The following is an 18,327-nucleotide window of genomic DNA, read 5'->3' on the forward strand; positions in this document are numbered from 1 at the left end:
GCACGCAGCAAATTATAGGGGAGATCGACGATTTCCCCTTTACTCATCTATTCATGGATATTGATATGAATTACCAATACCGCAAACCGTTAGCGAACGCCAATATTGATTTCTTCGACACACGTGAAGCTGTTGAAGCACTGAAACCTGGCAGTTACGATACCTTGCCATACACCTCAAAAGTACTGGCAGAACAGTTGGTTCGTAAATGTGACCCAAATACCTTAAACGATTGTTTACTACAGATTATTGAACGCAAACGTGATCTCGACTTTCCTTGGTATCCAGCGCGTGTCGTTTGTCATGATATTTTAGGGCAAACCGCGTTAGTTGACCTTGCTGGTCTGCGCGACGCCATTGCCGATAAAGGCGGTGATCCGGCGAAAGTAAACCCGGTTGTACCGACACAGCTTATTGTCGACCATTCATTGGCTGTTGAAGCACCAGGCTTTGATCCGCAAGCATTTGATAAAAACCGTGCCATTGAAGATCGTCGTAACGAAGACCGTTTCCATTTTATCGAGTGGACCAAAACTGCGTTTGAAAATGTCGATGTGATCCCTGCGGGTAACGGCATTATGCATCAAATCAACTTAGAGAAAATGTCACCGGTTATTCAAGCCCGCGATGGTGTTGCTTACCCTGATACGTGTGTTGGTACCGACTCGCACACACCGCATGTTGATGCCTTGGGGGTAATCGCTATCGGTGTTGGTGGTCTAGAAGCAGAAACCGTCATGTTGGGTCGTCCATCGATGATGCGTTTACCGGACATTGTCGGCGTAAAATTGGTCGGGCATCGTAACCCGGGTATTACGGCGACCGATATCGTTTTGGCGATTACCGAGTTCTTACGTCAACAACGTGTTGTATCAAGTTATCTTGAGTTTTTCGGTGACGGTGCCCGTCAATTGACCATTGGTGACAGAGCAACCATATCAAACATGACACCAGAATTTGGTGCGTCAGCAGGTATGTTCTACATTGATGAGCAAACCATTGATTACTTAAAACTAACCGGCCGCGACTCAGAGCAAGTAGCCTTAGTTGAAAACTATGCCAAAGCCACGGGGTTGTGGGCCGACGGTATGCAAAACGCTGAATATGAGCGTGTGTTGGAATTTGATTTATCGACGGTTGTTCGTAACATGGCGGGTCCATCGAACCCGCATCGTCGTCTGCCTACATCGGCGCTAGCTGAGCGTGAAATTGCTGGCGAATGGCAAGAGCCTGATTTACAAAATTGGCAGGGCAATATGCCTGATGGTGCCTGTATTATTGCTGCCATCACCAGTTGTACTAACACCTCAAACCCACGTAACGTCATTGCCGCAGCGCTTGTTGCCAAACGTGCAAATGAACTGGGGCTCGTGCGCAAACCATGGGTGAAAACATCGTTCGCACCGGGTTCAAAAGTCATAAAGTTGTACCTTGAAGAAGCAGGTCTATTACCTGAACTTGAAAAACTTGGTTTTGGTATTGTCGGTTACGCCTGTACAACCTGTAATGGTATGTCTGGCGCTCTAGACCCGACAATTCAACAAGAAGTGATCGAGCGCGATTTATATTCGACCGCTGTACTATCGGGTAATCGTAACTTTGATGGTCGTATTCACCCTTATGCAAAACAAGCGTTTTTGGCGTCTCCACCTTTGGTCGTCGCTTATGCCATCGCCGGTACGGTGCGTTTTGATATTGAAAAAGACGTATTGGGTAAAGACGACAACGGCAATGATATTGTCTTGAAAGACTTGTGGCCATCGGATGAAGAGATTGACGCGATTGTTCGTGCTTGTGTTAAACCAGAGCAGTTCAAAAAAGTATATCAACCAATGTTTGAAATTCGCAATGTCGACAGTGCGGAAAGCCCACTATACGACTGGCGTGAGATGAGCACGTATATTCGTCGTCCGCCATATTGGGAAGGAGCATTGGCCGGTGAGCGCAGCATGAAAGGCATGCGTCCATTAGCGGTTCTTGGTGACAACATCACCACCGATCACTTGTCACCGTCGAACGCTATTTTAGCATCAAGCGCAGCTGGCGAGTACTTGGCTAAAATGGGCTTACCTGAAGAAGACTTTAACTCGTACGCCACGCACCGTGGTGATCACTTAACGGCACAGCGCGCAACGTTTGCTAATCCAAAACTGCTTAATGAAATGGTGCGTGATGAAAACGGCGACATTATGCAAGGCTCTTACGCTCGTATCGAGCCAGAAGGGCAGCAAAGTCGTATGTGGGAAGCGATCGAAACCTATATGCAACGCAATCAGCCTTTGATCATTATTGCCGGTGCTGATTACGGTCAGGGTTCTTCACGAGATTGGGCCGCCAAAGGGGTTCGTCTTGCTGGCGTACAAACCATCGTTGCTGAAGGTTTTGAACGTATTCACCGCACCAACTTGGTCGGTATGGGTGTATTGCCATTAGAGTTTACCGCGGGTGATACTCGTAACACTTATCACATTGACGGTAGTGAAACTTTTGATGTCATCGGCACACCAGCGCCTGGTGCACCAATGCGCGTTGTAATGACTCGCCAAAATGGTGAAACGGTAGAAATCGCGGTTAAGTGTCGTTTAGACACCGCCGAAGAAGTGTCTGTATACAATGCCGGTGGTGTATTGCAAAAGTTTGCCCAAGACTTCTTAGAATCTAACGCCTAGACGTTTATTTTCTTTGCGAGCTGTGTTGGATATGCTCACCTAGGGTACTAGGCTGCGCATTTCCGCCTTGCTCTTAGAAGCAAATAATTCGCCTAATCGTCAAATTCTGATACAAAACTAAGAATAAACGGTGAGGAAACTCGCCGTTTGTATAATAACTAAAAGGAGAGAGCCATGGCTCATGTTCCTCAAGTAAAAATTCCAGCAACCTATATGCGCGGTGGTACCTCAAAAGGGGTGTTTTTCAACCTAACCGACTTGCCTGAACGTTGTCAGGTTGCGGGTGCTGCGCGCGACAACATGCTGTTGCGCGTCATTGGCAGCCCAGATCCTTACGGCAAGCAAACCGATGGTATGGGTGGGGCTACGTCGAGTACCAGCAAAACCGTTATCTTGGCGAAAAGTGAAAAGGCTGATCATGATGTCGATTACTTGTTCGGCCAGGTGTCGATTGATAAAGCGTTTGTCGATTGGTCGGGAAATTGCGGTAACTTAACCGCAGCGGTTGGTAGCTTTGCGATATACTCGGGTTTAGTCGCTGCCGAGCGTGTGCCAGAAAATGGTGTTGCGACAGTACGTATTTGGCAAGCCAATATCAACAAAACCATCATTGCTAAAGTACCAATGGTAAATGGCGACGTGCAAGAAACCGGTGATTTTGAATTAGATGGCGTCACCTTTCCTGCTGCCGAAGTACCGGTGGAGTTTGTTGCCCCTGTCGATCCAAATGAAGCCATGTTTCCAACCGGTAATATTGTTGATGAATTGCATGTACCAGACGTTGGCACCTTTCAAGCAACAATGATCACCGCTGGGATCCCAACCATCTTCCTTAATGCAGAAGAATTAGGCTTTAGCGGCAGTGAACTGCAAGATGATATCAACAACAGTGATGAGATCCTCAACCGTTTTGAAACCATCCGTGCCTATGGTGCGATTAAGATGGGGTTAATCAATGACGTTGCAGAAGCAGTATCACGACAACACACACCAAAAGTTGCCTTTGTCGCACCGGCAAAAGCCTATAAAGCCTCAAGTGGTAAAAACGTTAGCGTAAATGACATCGACTTAAATGTTCGTGCCTTGTCTATGGGCAAATTGCACCACGCCATGATGGGCACGGCTGCTGTTGCTATCGGCACCGCAGGAGCAATACCTGGCACGCTAGTGAATATTGCCGCAGGTGGCGGTGAACGTCAGTTTGTCACCTTTGGTCACCCATCGGGCACGTTAAAGGTCGGCGCACAAGCAAGTTGTGTTGATGATCGCTGGCAAGTCGATAAAGCCATCATGAGTCGCAGCGCTCGTATTTTGATGGAAGGCTGGGTTCGTATACCAGGTGATTGTTTTTAAAATGTTTTAAAAGAGCTTGGCGCTTGCTAAACTCTACAACAATGCTAAACAAGTGAAAGGGTTGGCTGAGGCTAACCCTTTTTATTATTCAAATCTTTGCTAAGGTCTTATAGCATAGAGCAACTTAATTAACGGCCCATGACCACAATAAATAACGTTTTCACATCTTTGCCCGAACATCAAAACAAAGAAATCATAGAAACCCTTCTAGAAATGGGGCCTAGCAACACGGGCCACAATCAACTTAAGATCGAACGCATTATTTCAAATGGCGAATGTTCTGCCGATGGATATTGGTATCAGCAGCAACAAGATGAGTGGGTTATTGTGCTAAATGGCCATGGCGTGCTGGAGTTTGAGTCTGGTGAAACCGTCACCTTAGGTAAAGGCGATTATTGTTTTATTAAATCTGGCTTAAAACACCGAGTCGCGAAAACCAGTCAAACTGAAACCACTTTGTGGTTAGCTGTACATTATTTTTCAGACAATAACAGCGCAGCGGAAAAATCGTCACACCATTGTCATATTGAGTCCATATCCTTGGAGCAGGCGGCACATTTACTTAGCAATATTCCAGAGCTTGCCGCTGAGCCAAAAATTGATGCAGAGTATTTACGCAATCGCATTGGTAACGAATCCTTCTTGGCCCTAGCTGCTTATGTAGACGAGCAGCCGGTTGCGGTAAAAGTGGGTTATCAGCTTAATCAAAATGTGTTTTACAGTTGGTTGGGCGGCGTAGACCCCGAATATCGTAAATTGGGGTTGGCGCAAAGTTTACTGAGTTATCAAGAGACCTGGGTCGAGCAACAAGGCTATAAACAATTACGGGTCAAATCGATGAACATATACCCGATGATGATGCAGTTCCTATTGAAAAATGGCTATAAAATAAGTGGCTATCAGGGGAACTCGGGATTAGATGACGCGAAAATAATGTTCCATAAATCGTTTCAATAATGGAGTCTAGTTTGAAATTTAACACCATCTATAAACCGCTATTGGCCATGGCGTTGTTGTTTAGCAGCGCTTTAAGTGCAACCGAGTTGGTTGTTCCTGATACGTTCAGTGTGCTGCGCGTCAATGGGGAAGAGCATTCGACGTCGTTTTTTGCTAGAGAGTCCAAAGTCACGCTTGAGCCAGGGCAAAACGTGGTTGTGTTAAAATATTCAGAGTTATTTGATGACGATATGGAAGATCATCACACCACGATTCGTTCTAAGCCGTTTATTTTGTTATTTTCGATTGCCGGTGACGAACAGCTCACCTTCAGTTATACAAAGCCAATCGATAGCGACAGCGCCAAATTATTTGCCAAAGATCCGCAAGTGCAATTAATCGACAGCCAAGGCAAAGCCATTGCGATGGTAAATCAATCATTGGCAAGTTATGAAGATGAGGTGATGAGAGAAACCATGAATCGTCGCCAACAAATCGTCAAAAAGTCTTTGCAAAGCGAACAAGCGCCGGTAGCAAACCAATCGCCGCAATCCTTGTCTATGCTTAAATATTGGTGGCAACAAGCTAGCCAACAAGACAAAGAGGCATTTTTGCAATACTTGGAAGAGCAGGAGTAATACATGAAATATCTACATCTAAGCCTATTCGCCTTAGTGTGCCTTATGTCCAATCTTGCGCACGCGAATGAGTATCAAAAACATGGGTTAGAAGTAACAGGCAAAGGCGCCATCTTAATTGATCCTGATGTGTTTACCTTTTCTATTACTATTGCCGACCGTGCTGTTAGCGCCGAACAGTCAAAACAAGTTGTCGATGAAAAATCACAAGACATCTTAGCCGTAGCTAAGTCTTTAGGTGTGAAAGATGACAACATTGAAACCGCACAAATGTTGATTCGTCCAATTTTTGACCACTCATCACAAAATCAAGACAGCTTATATCAACCAGCGCTTATTGAAGTGTCGCGTAAATTAACGTTTATTCTCAATGACTTTGCTCACTATGATCCGTTAATGGAGCGCGCCATCGTGATTGGCGTTAAGCATATCTCTGGATTGAATTATCAAACCGAAAAAGCAGACATGTATTACCGCCAAGCTATGGATATCGCCATTGAAGATGCCAAAGCCAAAGCACAACAATTGGCGAAACAACTTAATGTTAAAGTCGGCAAGGTAACCTATATGGCTGAGATACCGGTTAATGCACCACGGGTGTTACGGGTAAATGATGACGCTGAAACAAGCAGAGCGGTTGCATTAACGTCGACCCCAGGAAGACGTGAAATTGCTGCACAAGTGCTAATCAACTTCTCAATTGAATAGCTAAGCCAGCCTCTGACACTTACTTTTCCGTAAAAAAATGCAATAAAGCCTTTAATTTCGGAGCTTTAACAGGTATGTTATGCCAGTTTTATAATCGTATAATCCGAATTAAATGACACCCATGGAAAAAACACAATTTTATCGCACCCTGTTGGCTCAAGTTGACGCCATTATTGGTGATGAGACCGATGTAACAGCCAACATGGCCAATATCAGCGCTATTTTGTTTAACAGCCTTGAAAACGTTAACTGGGCTGGCTTCTATCGTATGGTTGACGGCCAATTAGTACTTGGTCCGTTCCAAGGGCAGGTCGCTTGCATTCGCATTGACATTGGTCGTGGCGTATGTGGCACCGCTGTGTCAGAAGGCAAGTTGCAATTGGTCACTGATGTGCACCAGTTTAGCGGTCATATTGCCTGTGACGCGGCGAGCAATTCGGAAATCGTTATTCCTGTGTTTAACGATGGCAAGGTTATAGGCGTGCTGGATATCGACAGCACTGAATACGGTAATTTTGATGAACAGGACGCGATTGGATTACAAGCGATAGTTGAACGTTTTCAGCTATCTTTGAATTAATCCATCACCTTTAACCGAGTTGGCGTATAATTAATGAAAGAATTTGTTGTAATACATGATTTTCTTGTCTCTGAAGAAGTCGTTGGTGACTGGGATGGCGAGGAAGAGTGTGTTACAGAAAACCTGAATGAGATTTATCACACCCTATATCAATTGGCTGAAGACGATATCGAACCAACTGAATTGACTCAGTTGCTTGATTTGGTGTGGGAACATTGGATTGGTCAGCCCGCGCTGGCCGAAATCGAACATGAAGATATTTATGACTGGTGCCGCCATGTGCTGGATAACCGTGAGCAATATCTCGAACAACAATTTTAATTATTTGAAGTAATCGAATTATGGAAACTAAACGTATCACCAGTAAAGAAGTGATTGCCTATTTGGCTGAAAAATTCCCAGCCTGTTTTTCCTTAGAAGGACAAGCGAAACCGTTAAAGGTGGGTATTTTTCAAGATTTGGCTGAAGCACTAAACGGCGACGAGAAAGTGAGCAAAACACAGCTTCGTCAAGCTTTACGCCACTACACCTCTAGCTGGCGCTATCTTAAGTCTGTTAAGGCCGGAACGCACCGTATAGACCTTAGCGGAGCGGAGATCGCAGAGATAGATCAAGAGCAAGCTGATTACGCTGCGAAGACGCTAAAAGAGAGCCAAGAAAAGTTTTCTAACAAAAAAACACAAGACAAAAAAGAAAATTCGTCTTATAAAGGAACTAAACAGGGCGACAAACGCTCTGATGAGAAAGCGAAAAAGTTTAAGGTTGGTAAGGCGAAGAAGTCGTCTGCTAAACCAAAACCTGCTGTTAAATTAACCCAAGCTGACGCCTCTGCGTTGTCAGTAGGCGCCAGTGTTATGGTGCAATTTGGGAATTCACCAATAGCTGCTACTATTACAGAAGTAGCGGGTAAAGATGTTTCCGTTCAACTTGTTTCAGGCATGATCGTTAAAACGCAAGCCGACAAAATCTTTACCAAGTAAAATCACCGGAGCTGTTATATGCAAAAAGTCTGTCGATTAGCCCTTGCCATTTCATTGTCTGTCACCTCATTAGCATCCTTTGCCGAAACTAAGGTTGTCACCGCTCAGGATTTACCTGTGCTCACTCAAGAAGTCCAGCACAAGAAAGCAAGCCAGCGAATATCGGCAACTTTTGCACGTCAACACTACAAAAAATTTCAATTTGATGATGAATTGTCATCGGAAGTGTTTGACCATTATGTTAAAAATTTAGATTTTTCGCGTAATATCTTCCTGCAATCTGATATCGATGGTTTCGAAAAATATCGCAACTCGTTTGACGATATGGTGACCTCTGGCAAATTGAATCCTGCGTTTGATATATACAACTTAAATGTGCAACGCCGCTTTGAGCGTTACGAGTACGCTCTTTCATTGCTCGAAAAAGAATTTGATTTTTCGGTTAAGGAAGAATACCAGTTTGATCGTGAAGACATGCCTTATGTCACATCACGTGAAGAACTTGATGAGTTGTGGCGCAAGCGTGTTAAATATGACGCATTAAATCTGAAACTTGCCGGCAAGAAGTGGGAAGAAATTCAAACAGTTCTTGGCAAACGTTATCGTTATGCGATGAAACGTCTAAGTCAAGGTGAGTCAGAAGATGTGTTCCAAGTGGTCATGAATTCATTTTCTCGTACCGTTGAACCTCATACCTCGTACTTGTCACCGCGTAATGCAGAACGTTTCCAAATGGAAATGAATTTAAAGCTCGAAGGTATCGGTGCGGTATTGCGTCTTGAAGATGACTTTACGGTTATCCAAAGCGTTGTCACCGGTGGACCTGCGGACAAGTCGAAAAAGCTTAAAGCAAAAGATAAAATCATCGGTGTTGCGCAAGACGACGAAGAATTGGTTGATGTCGTTGGCTGGCGTTTAGATGATGTTGTCGATTTAATCAAAGGACCAAAAGGTACCACGGTTCGCTTGCAAGTTGAAAAGGGCGAAGACGACCCTGTTATTGAAGTGATTTCCATTGTGCGCGATACCATCAAGCTAGAAGATCGTGCAGCAAAATCTGAAGTTTACGAAGAAAATGATAAGAAGCTTGGGGTGATTACCATTCCGAGTTTCTATAACAAGCTGTCTCGTGACGTCGCCAAAGAAATTGCCAAGCTAAAAGAAGATAATGTCCAAGGTATTATCGTTGATTTGCGTGGTAACGGTGGTGGCTCTCTTGTTGAAGCAACCTTGTTGACCGGTTTGTTCATTGATAAAGGACCTGTGGTACAGGTTCGTGACGGTGCTAACCGTGTGGAAGTGAATAAAGACACCGATGGCATCAGTTACTACGATGGTCCATTAACGGTTATGGTCGATCGTTACAGTGCGTCAGCGTCAGAAATTTTTGCCGCAGCGCTGCAAGATTACGGTCGCGCGGTGATTATTGGTGAAAACACCTTTGGTAAAGGTACCGTGCAACAACATCGTGGCTTAGGTCGTGTGTATGATTTGTACGACAATCCATTAGGCTCGATTCAATTCACCATTGCTAAGTTCTACCGCATCAATGGTGGTAGTACCCAGCATAAAGGCGTAACACCAGATATTAAATTCCCATCGGCAATTGACCCAGGTGATTGGGGTGAAAGTCGTGAAGACAATGCTTTACCTTGGGATAAGATTGACAGAGCGTCTTATTCTCAGATGAATGATTTCAGTAAAGACATTACCTACCTAGATTCGTTGTATCAAGAGCGTATAAAAGGCAACGATGAGTTTAAATATTTAAACGAAGACATCGCCTACTATCGCGAAAACAAGGATAAGAAGTCGGTATCCTTAAATTTCGATGAGCGCAAAGCCGAACGTGAAGAAAACAAAACCAAACGTTTAACACGTGCCAACCTTCGCTTGAAAGCGATGGGTAAGGAACAAGTTGCCTCAGTGGATGATATTCCTGAAGATCTTGATGAATTGGATCCGTTTTTAGATGAGGCGGCCAACATTACTTTCGATTTAGTGGAAGTTGGTCGTTTAGCAAAACAGTAACAACACTCGATACTTTAGTCTGAAAAAGCCGCATGTTAGCGGCTTTTTTATTGCAATTTTTACCAACATTGGTAGCGAATTGCTGCTGGTGATTATTTTGCCTTATGTTGAGCGTCTGCATAAAATTATATTAATTTGTAATCAGAGCGCATATGTATTCGCGATTACTGAATAGATTTTTTATACTGCCGCACATTCACAGGAGTTGTAGCGCGTCAATATAACCCTAGGTTGTAAATAATAGCTTGATTTTGCTTTCAATCGTAATACACTCGTAACACTTTTTTAACAGAGCAGCGACGCAATACAATGAGCATTTTTAAGTGCCTAACAATAATGTCGCTGCGATAAATAAGGTATTAGTTCAGATGTCTAATAGCAGTACCATCAAACAACCAAGTTTACTTGATGCGTTGATCCCGGTATTCGTAATGATCGGCTTACTGGCCGCAGCGGTGATGTATTTCGGTGACAATTCTTCTTATGGGCCAAACCAAATTGGTCTTCTTATGGCAACAGGTGTTGCTATCATCATCGGTTTTAAAAATGGCCATAACTGGGTCAGTATTGAAAAAGCCATCATCAATGGTATTTCAATCTCACTAGGCGCGGTTTTGATCCTGTTAGCGGTTGGTTCACTAATTGGTACATGGCTATTAGCGGGTACTGTGCCAACGTTGATTTATTACGGACTTAATGTACTAGACCCATCTTGGTTTTATGCGGCAACGTGTATTATTTGTGGTTTGGTATCAATGTCTATTGGTAGTTCGTGGACCACAGCGGCCACCGTCGGTGTTGCCTTACTAGCGGTTGCAGGTGGTTTAGAGTTGTCTGCTCCAATCACCGCTGGTGCCATCATCTCTGGTGCTTATTTCGGTGATAAGATATCGCCATTGTCGGAAACCACCAACCTAGCCCCCGCGGTTGCCGGTTCAGAATTATTTACCCACATTCGCTACATGCTATGGACGACATTACCGTCTATTGCCACGGCGTTGGTGTTGTTCATTATTTTAGGTTTGAATGAAGACGTCAGCCAAACAACGGACAATGCAATGCAGCTAAACACGTTGTTGCAAGAGAATTTCGACATCGGTGTGTTTAACCTGATCCCTTTGGTGATTTTATTGGCTCTGGCTATTAAAAAAGTGCCGGCGTTTATTGCTGTATCCCTTGGCGCAATTGCCGGTGCCGTATGGGCAGTGTTGTTTCAGCAAGATTTCATTATGTCATTAGCCGGTGAAGACGTTGATGCCATTACCGCTAATGTCACTATTGTTTGGACCGCGTTCTTTGACGGTGTGTCGGTGAACTCAGGTAATGCAAATCTCGATGACTTGCTTAGCCGTGGCGGTATGTCTGGTATGTTAAATACCGTATGGTTGATTATTTGTGCATTAACCTTTGGTGCGGTTCTTGAGCATCTTGGTTTATTGCGTCGCATGATGAACGCTATCTTAAGTGGCATTAAATCGGTTGGCGGTTTGATTTCTAGTACTGTAGGCACCTGTATTGCGACTAACTTTGTTACCGCTGACCAATATATGGCGATTGTCATGCCGGGTCGTATGTACAAAGAAGAATATGAGCGTCGTGGATTAGATCCTGTGGTCTTATCTCGTACTCTTGAAGATTCAGGTACCTTGACCTCGCCACTCATTCCATGGAATAGCTGTGGTGCCTATATGCACGGTGTATTAGCGGTTAATCCACTGGAATACGCATTCTACTGTTTCTTTAACTTGATTAACCCTGTACTGGCGGTAGTTTATGGCTTTATAGGTTTTAAAATCAGAAAATTGGCCAAAGCGGTTACCGCGTAATTGGCAATAAGCTAGCGTTTTAATGAATCAAAAAAGCCCGCACTAGCGGGCTTTTTTATGGTCATGCGGTTTTCAAGTTGCAATACCTGTAACCGCAGGTAGAATCTAAACATCATTAAAAACAAAGAAGCCGTTATGAGCGAATTTACTCCCCGTTATCTGAAAGATTATCAAGCACCGCTTTTTACTATCTCTACCGTTGACTTGTTAATCGAATTATCCGATCATCACAGCAAGGTCACTAACACCATGGCAATCAGCCGCCAAGGTAACCATAGCGAGCCATTGCAACTCGATGGTGAGCATATGTCTTTGCTGTCGGTATCCATTAATGGCGCGCCTTTAGCGGATAGCTGTTATCAGGTGAGCGACAATGGCCTGCAAATTACCACCACAGAACAGGCTTTTGAGCTGACCTTGGTGACCGAGATTAATCCCAAAGACAACACCGCCTTAGAAGGGATATATAAATCCGGTGACGTTTTTTGTAGTCAATGTGAAGCAGAAGGTTTTCGTCGCATTACCTATTATCTTGACCGTCCTGACGTACTTGCAACCTTTACCACCAAAATTATTGCTGATAAAACACAGTATCCATATTTATTGGCCAACGGTAATAAAGTCGATAGTGGCGATTTAGCCCAGGGACAACACTTTGTAACTTGGCATGACCCGTTTCCAAAGCCATGTTACTTATTTGCCTTGGTCGCAGGCGACTTTGACGTATTGCAAGACAGTTACCTGACGCGCTCTGGGCGCGATGTCGCGCTTGAGTTATTTGTCGATAAAGGCAATTTAGGTCGAGCTGAACACGCGATGCAAAGCTTGAAAAAGTCGATGCAGTGGGATGAACAAGTGTTCGATTTAGAATACGACCTTGATATCTACATGATCGTCGCGGTCGATTTCTTCAACATGGGGGCGATGGAAAACAAAGGCCTTAATGTGTTTAATTCGAAGTTTGTATTGGCCGATGACACCAGTGCCACAGACGACGATTTCTTTAATGTTGAAGCCGTGATTGCCCATGAATATTTCCATAACTGGACCGGTAATCGAGTAACCTGTCGCGATTGGTTTCAGTTAAGCCTTAAAGAAGGCTTAACGGTATTTCGTGATCAGCAGTTTAGTGCCGATATGCATTCGCCGGCGGTAAACCGTATTAAAAACGTACGCCTATTGCGCTCGCATCAATTTGCCGAAGACGCAGGGCCTATGGCGCATCCTATTCGTCCCGAAAAAGTGGTCGAGATGAATAACTTCTATACCTTAACGGTTTATGAAAAGGGCTCAGAAGTGATTCGTATGATGCATACCATTTTAGGTGCCGAAGGTTTTAAACAAGGTATGCAGCTTTATTTTCAGCGTCATGATGGTCAAGCCGTTACTTGTGACGACTTTGTTGCCGCAATGAGTGATGCCAGCGGCGTTGATTTAAGCTTATTTAAACGTTGGTATTCGCAATCAGGCACGCCGCAATTGCATGTCCAAGATAACTACAATGCGGATAGTAAAACCTACCAGTTAACGATTAAGCAAAGTCATCTGCAAAATGACGATGACCAAGCAAAACTGGATTTACATATCCCAATCAATGTTGAACTTTTGGCTGATGGTGACGTGGTTGCTAAACAATTATTGCAACTTACCCAAGCGCAACAAACATATACCTTTACGGGTATCGAGCAACACCCGGTGCCAGCATTGCTTGGTAATTTTTCCGCGCCGGTAAAATGCGAGTTTCCCTACAGTGAACAAGATTTATTGCACATCATGGTGGGTGCAGATGATGCATTCAATCGTTGGGATGCGGGGCAACAACTATTTGCGGCGCACATTAAACAAATGTTAAACGAGCCGTCGCATCAGTTACCGCAAAACGTTGTCGACGCCGTGGCCAGTATTTTAACCGCAGACGGCGACAATGCGCTTAAGGCTGAACAGCTGACCATTCCGGACTTCGAACAAATGGCTGATGCCATGCCATTTATCGACCCACAGCAATTGGTCAAAGCGTTGCAAGGTTTAAAAGCTAATTTGGCGAGGGAATTATCCGAGCTATTTCTGCATACATACCACAGCTTGTGCCGAGACGAATTTAGTAAAGATGGCCAAGCGATTGCCGATCGTGCCCTTAAAAACGTTTGCCTCAGTTATCTGGCGTTAACCGCGCATGGCGAAGATTGCAGTCAACAACAGTTTGCGACGGCAACCAATATGACCGATGAAATGGCCGCATTGAAAGTTGCTTGTCAGCATTCACTTGCCAATAAAGGTTCAATGCTCGATGCATTTGAACAAAAATGGCAAGACAATACGCTGGTGATGGATAAGTGGTTTATGGTGCAAGGTCAGCAAGATTGTGATGATGTACTCGAAATGGTGCAATCGTTAATGAGCCACCCGAAGTTCAGCCTTGATAACCCAAACAGAGCCCGAGCCTTAATTGGTGGCTTTGCCAACTTTAACAGTAAGCATTTTCATCGCCAAGACGGTAGGGGATATCAATTCTTAGCGGATCAGGTGATTGCCTTGAATGATATTAATCCGCAAGTAGCGTCACGCTTGATCACACCTTTGATTCAGTACAAGTCGTTTGCTAAACAACATCAACAAATGATGATTGAACAACTGCAGCGCATCGCAGCAATTGAAAACCTGAGTCGGGATCTACAAGAAAAAGTCATTGCTGCGTTAAAATAATTTGGTTACTTATTAAACAAACAGAATGTTGTTTACATAAAGAGAGAAAATATTTTTTATTTTCTCTCTTTTTTTGTTAACAAGCTTATTACCTTTAGAGTTAATACTTTAAACGCTGGTCTGACCATTACCCTGTTTGACTTTGCACAATATGGGTTTCACACCTATGATTTAAGCGTATTCATTAATTCGTACAAGTTTTAAACGCTTGTTTAAAACTTGTTAATGGTAAATTGGGTAAATTGCAAACAAAGCACCTATTTACATAGGGTTGACGTCTGTTATTTTGTGTTGCTTAGATGCTAAAATAGTGTAATGATTGTTTGAGTTCTACTTAAACTAGAAAAATAACTAATAACAAACAAAAGTTTTTCGAAACTCTCGGGGATTTAAAAAATGAAGCCAAGTTCTTTGCGTAAGTTTGGTAAAAGCCCGGTTGCTAAAAGCGTCGCAGCGGGTCTGCTGTTTCTTAGCGCCATGCCTTCCCATGCTGTCCGATTCGATGTAGGTGAATTTGAAGTATCGTTTGATTCTACCTTTTCTTACGGTGAAAGTTACCGAATAGAAAATCGTGATTGGAGTAATCTCACCGCCAAGTCTAACAACCTTAAAAACAACCTTGATTGGATGAACAATAGTTACAGCCAAGGTCAGGTTTGGGCGTTGCCTGGTTCGTATTCAAGTAATGGTGATTTGGGTAACCTGAATTACGATTCTGGTGAAGCTTTTTCAAAAACATTAAAAGGTTCGCATGAACTGGATATTCGTTACGCCGCAGATATCGGTGATTTCGGTTTCTTTGGTCGTGGTATGTATTTCTATGACTTTGAAATGATGGACAACGATCGTCCATACGTGAATCCGTTAACCGGTGAATCATATAGCCCATGTGATGATGACGACGCTAAAGACGAAATTTGTCGCGATATTCGCTTACTTGACGCGTTTGTTTACGCCGATTTGTATTTTGGTGATGTGCCAGTAAGTATTCGTGTCGGTGACCAACTTATCGGTTGGGGTGAGTCGACTTTGATCGCGCACGGTATTTCAGAAATCAACCCAGTTGATATCGCTCGTTTAAGAGCACCTGGTGCCGAACTTAAAGAAGCCTTTATTCCATTTGGTGCTGTTTGGGCATCTGTTGGTGTAACGGAAAACTTCAATATTGAAGCCTTCTACCAATACCGTTGGGAGCAATCAATTCTTCCAGCCCCAGGCAGTTATTTTTCTACCAATGATTTCGCCGGTTCTGGTGGTTACAACAACAATATTCAGTTAGGTTTTGGTGGTACAGCCGATATCAACTTGCAAGAGTTAGTAGCCCAGTTAAATGAACTCGGTGATTCACTGACCGGTACTCCGGCAGATTTCGCCAAGCTAGGCGATTATATCGATTTAGCACGTGCGGCTACGTTAACGCCAGAAAATGAAAAGGGTGAAATTGAGCCTGAAGATGGCGGTCAGTATGGTTTGAAATTCTCGTATTTCTTCCCTGAATTAAACGATACTGAATTAGCGCTATATTACGTTAACTATCATTCTCGTCGTCCGGTAATCTCTGGTCAAACAGCGGACTTTGGAACCCCAGCGCTGGCAGCGGATTTGGCGCAGTTAAATGCTGGCATCACGGAAGACAATATCACTAACCTTAACGCCTATGCGAAAGCATTATTTATCTACCCTGAAGACATCAACATGTATGGCTTGAGCTTTAACACCACCATAGGTGTTACATCGGTAGCGGGTGAAGTGTCATACCGTGAAGATGAGCCACTACAAATTGATGACGTTGAATTACTGTTTGCTGCTGTTCCAGAGCAACTTGCTGCGGCAGGTCTGGCACCACTTGACGGTATTTCACAGATGGACGATATTCCGCCAGGCGAATTAGCACAAGGTTATATCGAGCTAGATACGATTCAAGCACAAATCACGCTAACTAATTTGTGGGGGCCAACATTTGGCGCTGGCCAATTTACCACTTTACTAGAGGTTGGTGGTATCAGTATTCAGGACATGCCATCGCATGATGAATTACGTCTAAATGGCCCAGGTGGCGCCCGTTCAGGAACTCCGCTGTCGCAAGATGGTCGAATGGTATTGTTTGGTGGCACAGAAACCAACCCATTCCCAAGTGATAGTGCCTGGGGTTATCGCGTGTTGGCGAAATTAGATTACAACGATGTATTCTGGGGCATTAATGTCGCACCTCGTGTGGTGTTCTCGCATGATGTTAATGGTATTACACCAGATCCACTATTTTTATTTGTTGAAGAGAGAAAGTCAGTTTCCGCTGGCGTTTCATTTGATTATCAAAGCCGATGGTCCGCTGATATAAACTACAACGCGTTTTTTGACGGTGTAGGTACAACCAATCGGATCGAAGACCGTGACTTTGTCTCGTTTAACATCAAGTACTCAATCTAGAGGTAGACATGAAAAAAATTACAAGCTTATCTTTAGCAGTGACCTTGGCATTATGTTCAGCGTCATCTATAGCTAAGGTTTCGCCGGAAGAGGCAGCCAAGCTAGGTAAAGAATTAACGCCTATGGGCGCGGAAACCGCTGCTAATGCAGACGGTTCGATTCCAGCCTGGACTGGCGGTATTACACAGGCTCCGGCTGGCTACACTGTTGGTGATCATCACCCAGACCCGTACCCAGAAGATAAAGTGCAATATACGGTAACTGCGCAAAACGCAGCGCAATACAAAGATATTTTGACTCCGGGTCAAATGAAATTGTTTGAACTGTATCCTGAGACATTCAAAATGAATGTCTATCAGACTCGCCGCAGTGCGTCATACCCACAGCATGTATATGATGAAACCGTTAAAAATGCGACCCGTTCAGAATTGATTCGTGACGGTAACGGTATCACTAAAGCGGCTGTTGGCGTACCGTTCCCAATTCCACAAAGCGGTTTGGAAGCGATTTGGAACCATACCTTACGTTACCGTGGTGAGCGTATCGCTCGCGAAGGTGGTCAGGCAGCGCCTACCGCTAGCGGTGATTACACTTACATTGGTTTTGATGAATCGTTGATCATTCCTTACGGTGTTCAAGGCGCAAGCTATGAAGACTTGGAAAAGACCAATATTCTGTTTAAGTTTAAGCAAAAAGTGTCAGAGCCAGCACGTTTGGCTGGTACTGCATTGCTTGTACACGAAACAATGGATCAGGTGAAAACGCCTCGTCAGGCATGGACATACAATACAGGTCAACGCCGTGTACGTCGTGCGCCAAACGTTGCTTATGATGCACCAGGTACAGCGTCAGATGGTTTACGTACAACCGATGACTTTGACATGTTTAACGGCGCACCAGATCGTTATACATGGGAGTTAAAAGGTAAGCAGGAATTATTGATTCCATATAACGATTACCGTTTGCACAGCGACTCAGTTAAATACGATCAAATTCTTAAGAAAGGCCATATCAACTCTGACTTGGTTCGCTACGAGAAACACCGTGTTTGGGTTGTGGAAGCAAAACTTAAAGATGGCACCAGCCATGTATACAAAACCCGCGTTTTCTACATTGACGAAGACAGCTGGCAAGTATCGGTTTCTGACATGTACGATAACCGCGATCAGTTGTATCGTGTAGCGCAAGCACATGGCTTGAATTACTACGAATTACCGGCGCAATGGTCTACACTTGAGGTGTATCACGATCTTAACTCTCGCCGTTATATCGCGATTGGTCTAGATAATGAGCACAATATGTACGATTTTGCTCCTAAAGTTAAAGACCGTGACTTTACTTCTTCGGCGTTGCGTCGAGAAGGACGTCGCTAACCGACAAACTGATTATAATAAACGGTTGGCTTGGCCAACCGTTTTTTTTGCTTACGTGAACACTCATCCGATGTCTTGAGTATTGTGCCATATACGTGTATAA

General features: G+C 44.0%; 13 protein-coding genes. All 13 read left to right on the top strand.

Features of this window, described 5'->3' with window-relative positions; all coding sequences use genetic code 11:
• The first annotated feature begins 53 nt into the window (after positions 1 to 53).
• Positions 54 to 2,669, top strand: coding sequence for a Fe/S-dependent 2-methylisocitrate dehydratase AcnD (gene acnD / locus E2K93_RS16210; protein ID WP_228445372.1), 2,616 nt, complete (start codon positions 54 to 56; stop codon positions 2,667 to 2,669).
• A 174-nt stretch (positions 2,670 to 2,843) separates the two neighbouring features.
• Complete coding sequence (gene prpF / locus E2K93_RS16215; protein WP_135440090.1) at positions 2,844 to 4,022, top strand: 2-methylaconitate cis-trans isomerase PrpF; 1,179 nt, start codon at positions 2,844 to 2,846, stop codon at positions 4,020 to 4,022.
• A 138-nt stretch (positions 4,023 to 4,160) separates the two neighbouring features.
• On the top strand, positions 4,161 to 4,979 hold the full coding sequence (locus tag E2K93_RS17725; RefSeq protein WP_189637802.1) for a GNAT family N-acetyltransferase: 819 nt from the start codon (positions 4,161 to 4,163) through the stop codon (positions 4,977 to 4,979).
• 11 nt (positions 4,980 to 4,990) lie between these two features.
• Positions 4,991 to 5,596: a DUF2057 domain-containing protein gene (locus E2K93_RS16225; protein WP_189637803.1), complete on the top strand. Its 606-nt coding sequence runs from the start codon at positions 4,991 to 4,993 to the stop codon at positions 5,594 to 5,596.
• Between the two features lie 3 nt (positions 5,597 to 5,599).
• Positions 5,600 to 6,304, top strand: coding sequence for an SIMPL domain-containing protein (locus E2K93_RS16230; protein WP_135440092.1), 705 nt, complete (start codon positions 5,600 to 5,602; stop codon positions 6,302 to 6,304).
• A gap of 121 nt (positions 6,305 to 6,425) precedes the next feature.
• Positions 6,426 to 6,884 carry a GAF domain-containing protein gene (locus E2K93_RS16235; RefSeq protein ID WP_135440093.1) on the top strand — a complete coding sequence of 153 codons (459 nt, stop codon included), beginning with the start codon at positions 6,426 to 6,428 and terminating at the stop codon, positions 6,882 to 6,884.
• A 33-nt stretch (positions 6,885 to 6,917) separates the two neighbouring features.
• The gene (locus tag E2K93_RS16240; RefSeq protein WP_135440094.1) at positions 6,918 to 7,205 is read left to right on the top strand and encodes a hypothetical protein; all 288 of its coding nucleotides are present in this window, start codon (positions 6,918 to 6,920) and stop codon (positions 7,203 to 7,205) included.
• 17 nt (positions 7,206 to 7,222) lie between these two features.
• Positions 7,223 to 7,864: an RNA chaperone ProQ gene (proQ, locus tag E2K93_RS16245; RefSeq protein WP_189637923.1), complete on the top strand. Its 642-nt coding sequence runs from the start codon at positions 7,223 to 7,225 to the stop codon at positions 7,862 to 7,864.
• Between the two features lie 18 nt (positions 7,865 to 7,882).
• On the top strand, positions 7,883 to 9,895 hold the full coding sequence (prc, locus tag E2K93_RS16250) for a carboxy terminal-processing peptidase (protein ID WP_135440096.1): 2,013 nt from the start codon (positions 7,883 to 7,885) through the stop codon (positions 9,893 to 9,895).
• A 368-nt stretch (positions 9,896 to 10,263) separates the two neighbouring features.
• Entirely contained in the window at positions 10,264 to 11,721 is a 1,458-nt protein-coding gene (nhaC, locus tag E2K93_RS16255) for a Na+/H+ antiporter NhaC (RefSeq protein WP_135440097.1), read from the top strand.
• Positions 11,722 to 11,856: 135 nt separating this feature from the next.
• Positions 11,857 to 14,424 carry an aminopeptidase N gene (pepN, locus tag E2K93_RS16260; protein ID WP_135440098.1) on the top strand — a complete coding sequence of 856 codons (2,568 nt, stop codon included), beginning with the start codon at positions 11,857 to 11,859 and terminating at the stop codon, positions 14,422 to 14,424.
• Positions 14,425 to 14,820: 396 nt separating this feature from the next.
• Positions 14,821 to 16,851, top strand: coding sequence for a DUF1302 domain-containing protein (locus tag E2K93_RS16265; protein ID WP_135440099.1), 2,031 nt, complete (start codon positions 14,821 to 14,823; stop codon positions 16,849 to 16,851).
• Positions 16,852 to 16,859: 8 nt separating this feature from the next.
• Positions 16,860 to 18,224, top strand: a complete 1,365-nt coding sequence (locus tag E2K93_RS16270) for a DUF1329 domain-containing protein (RefSeq protein ID WP_135440100.1) — start codon at positions 16,860 to 16,862, stop codon at positions 18,222 to 18,224.
• Positions 18,225 to 18,327 lie beyond the last annotated feature (103 nt).

Origin of the sequence: Thalassotalea sp. HSM 43, assembly GCF_004752005.1 — a bacterium.
Lineage (GTDB): Bacteria > Pseudomonadota > Gammaproteobacteria > Enterobacterales > Alteromonadaceae > Thalassotalea_A.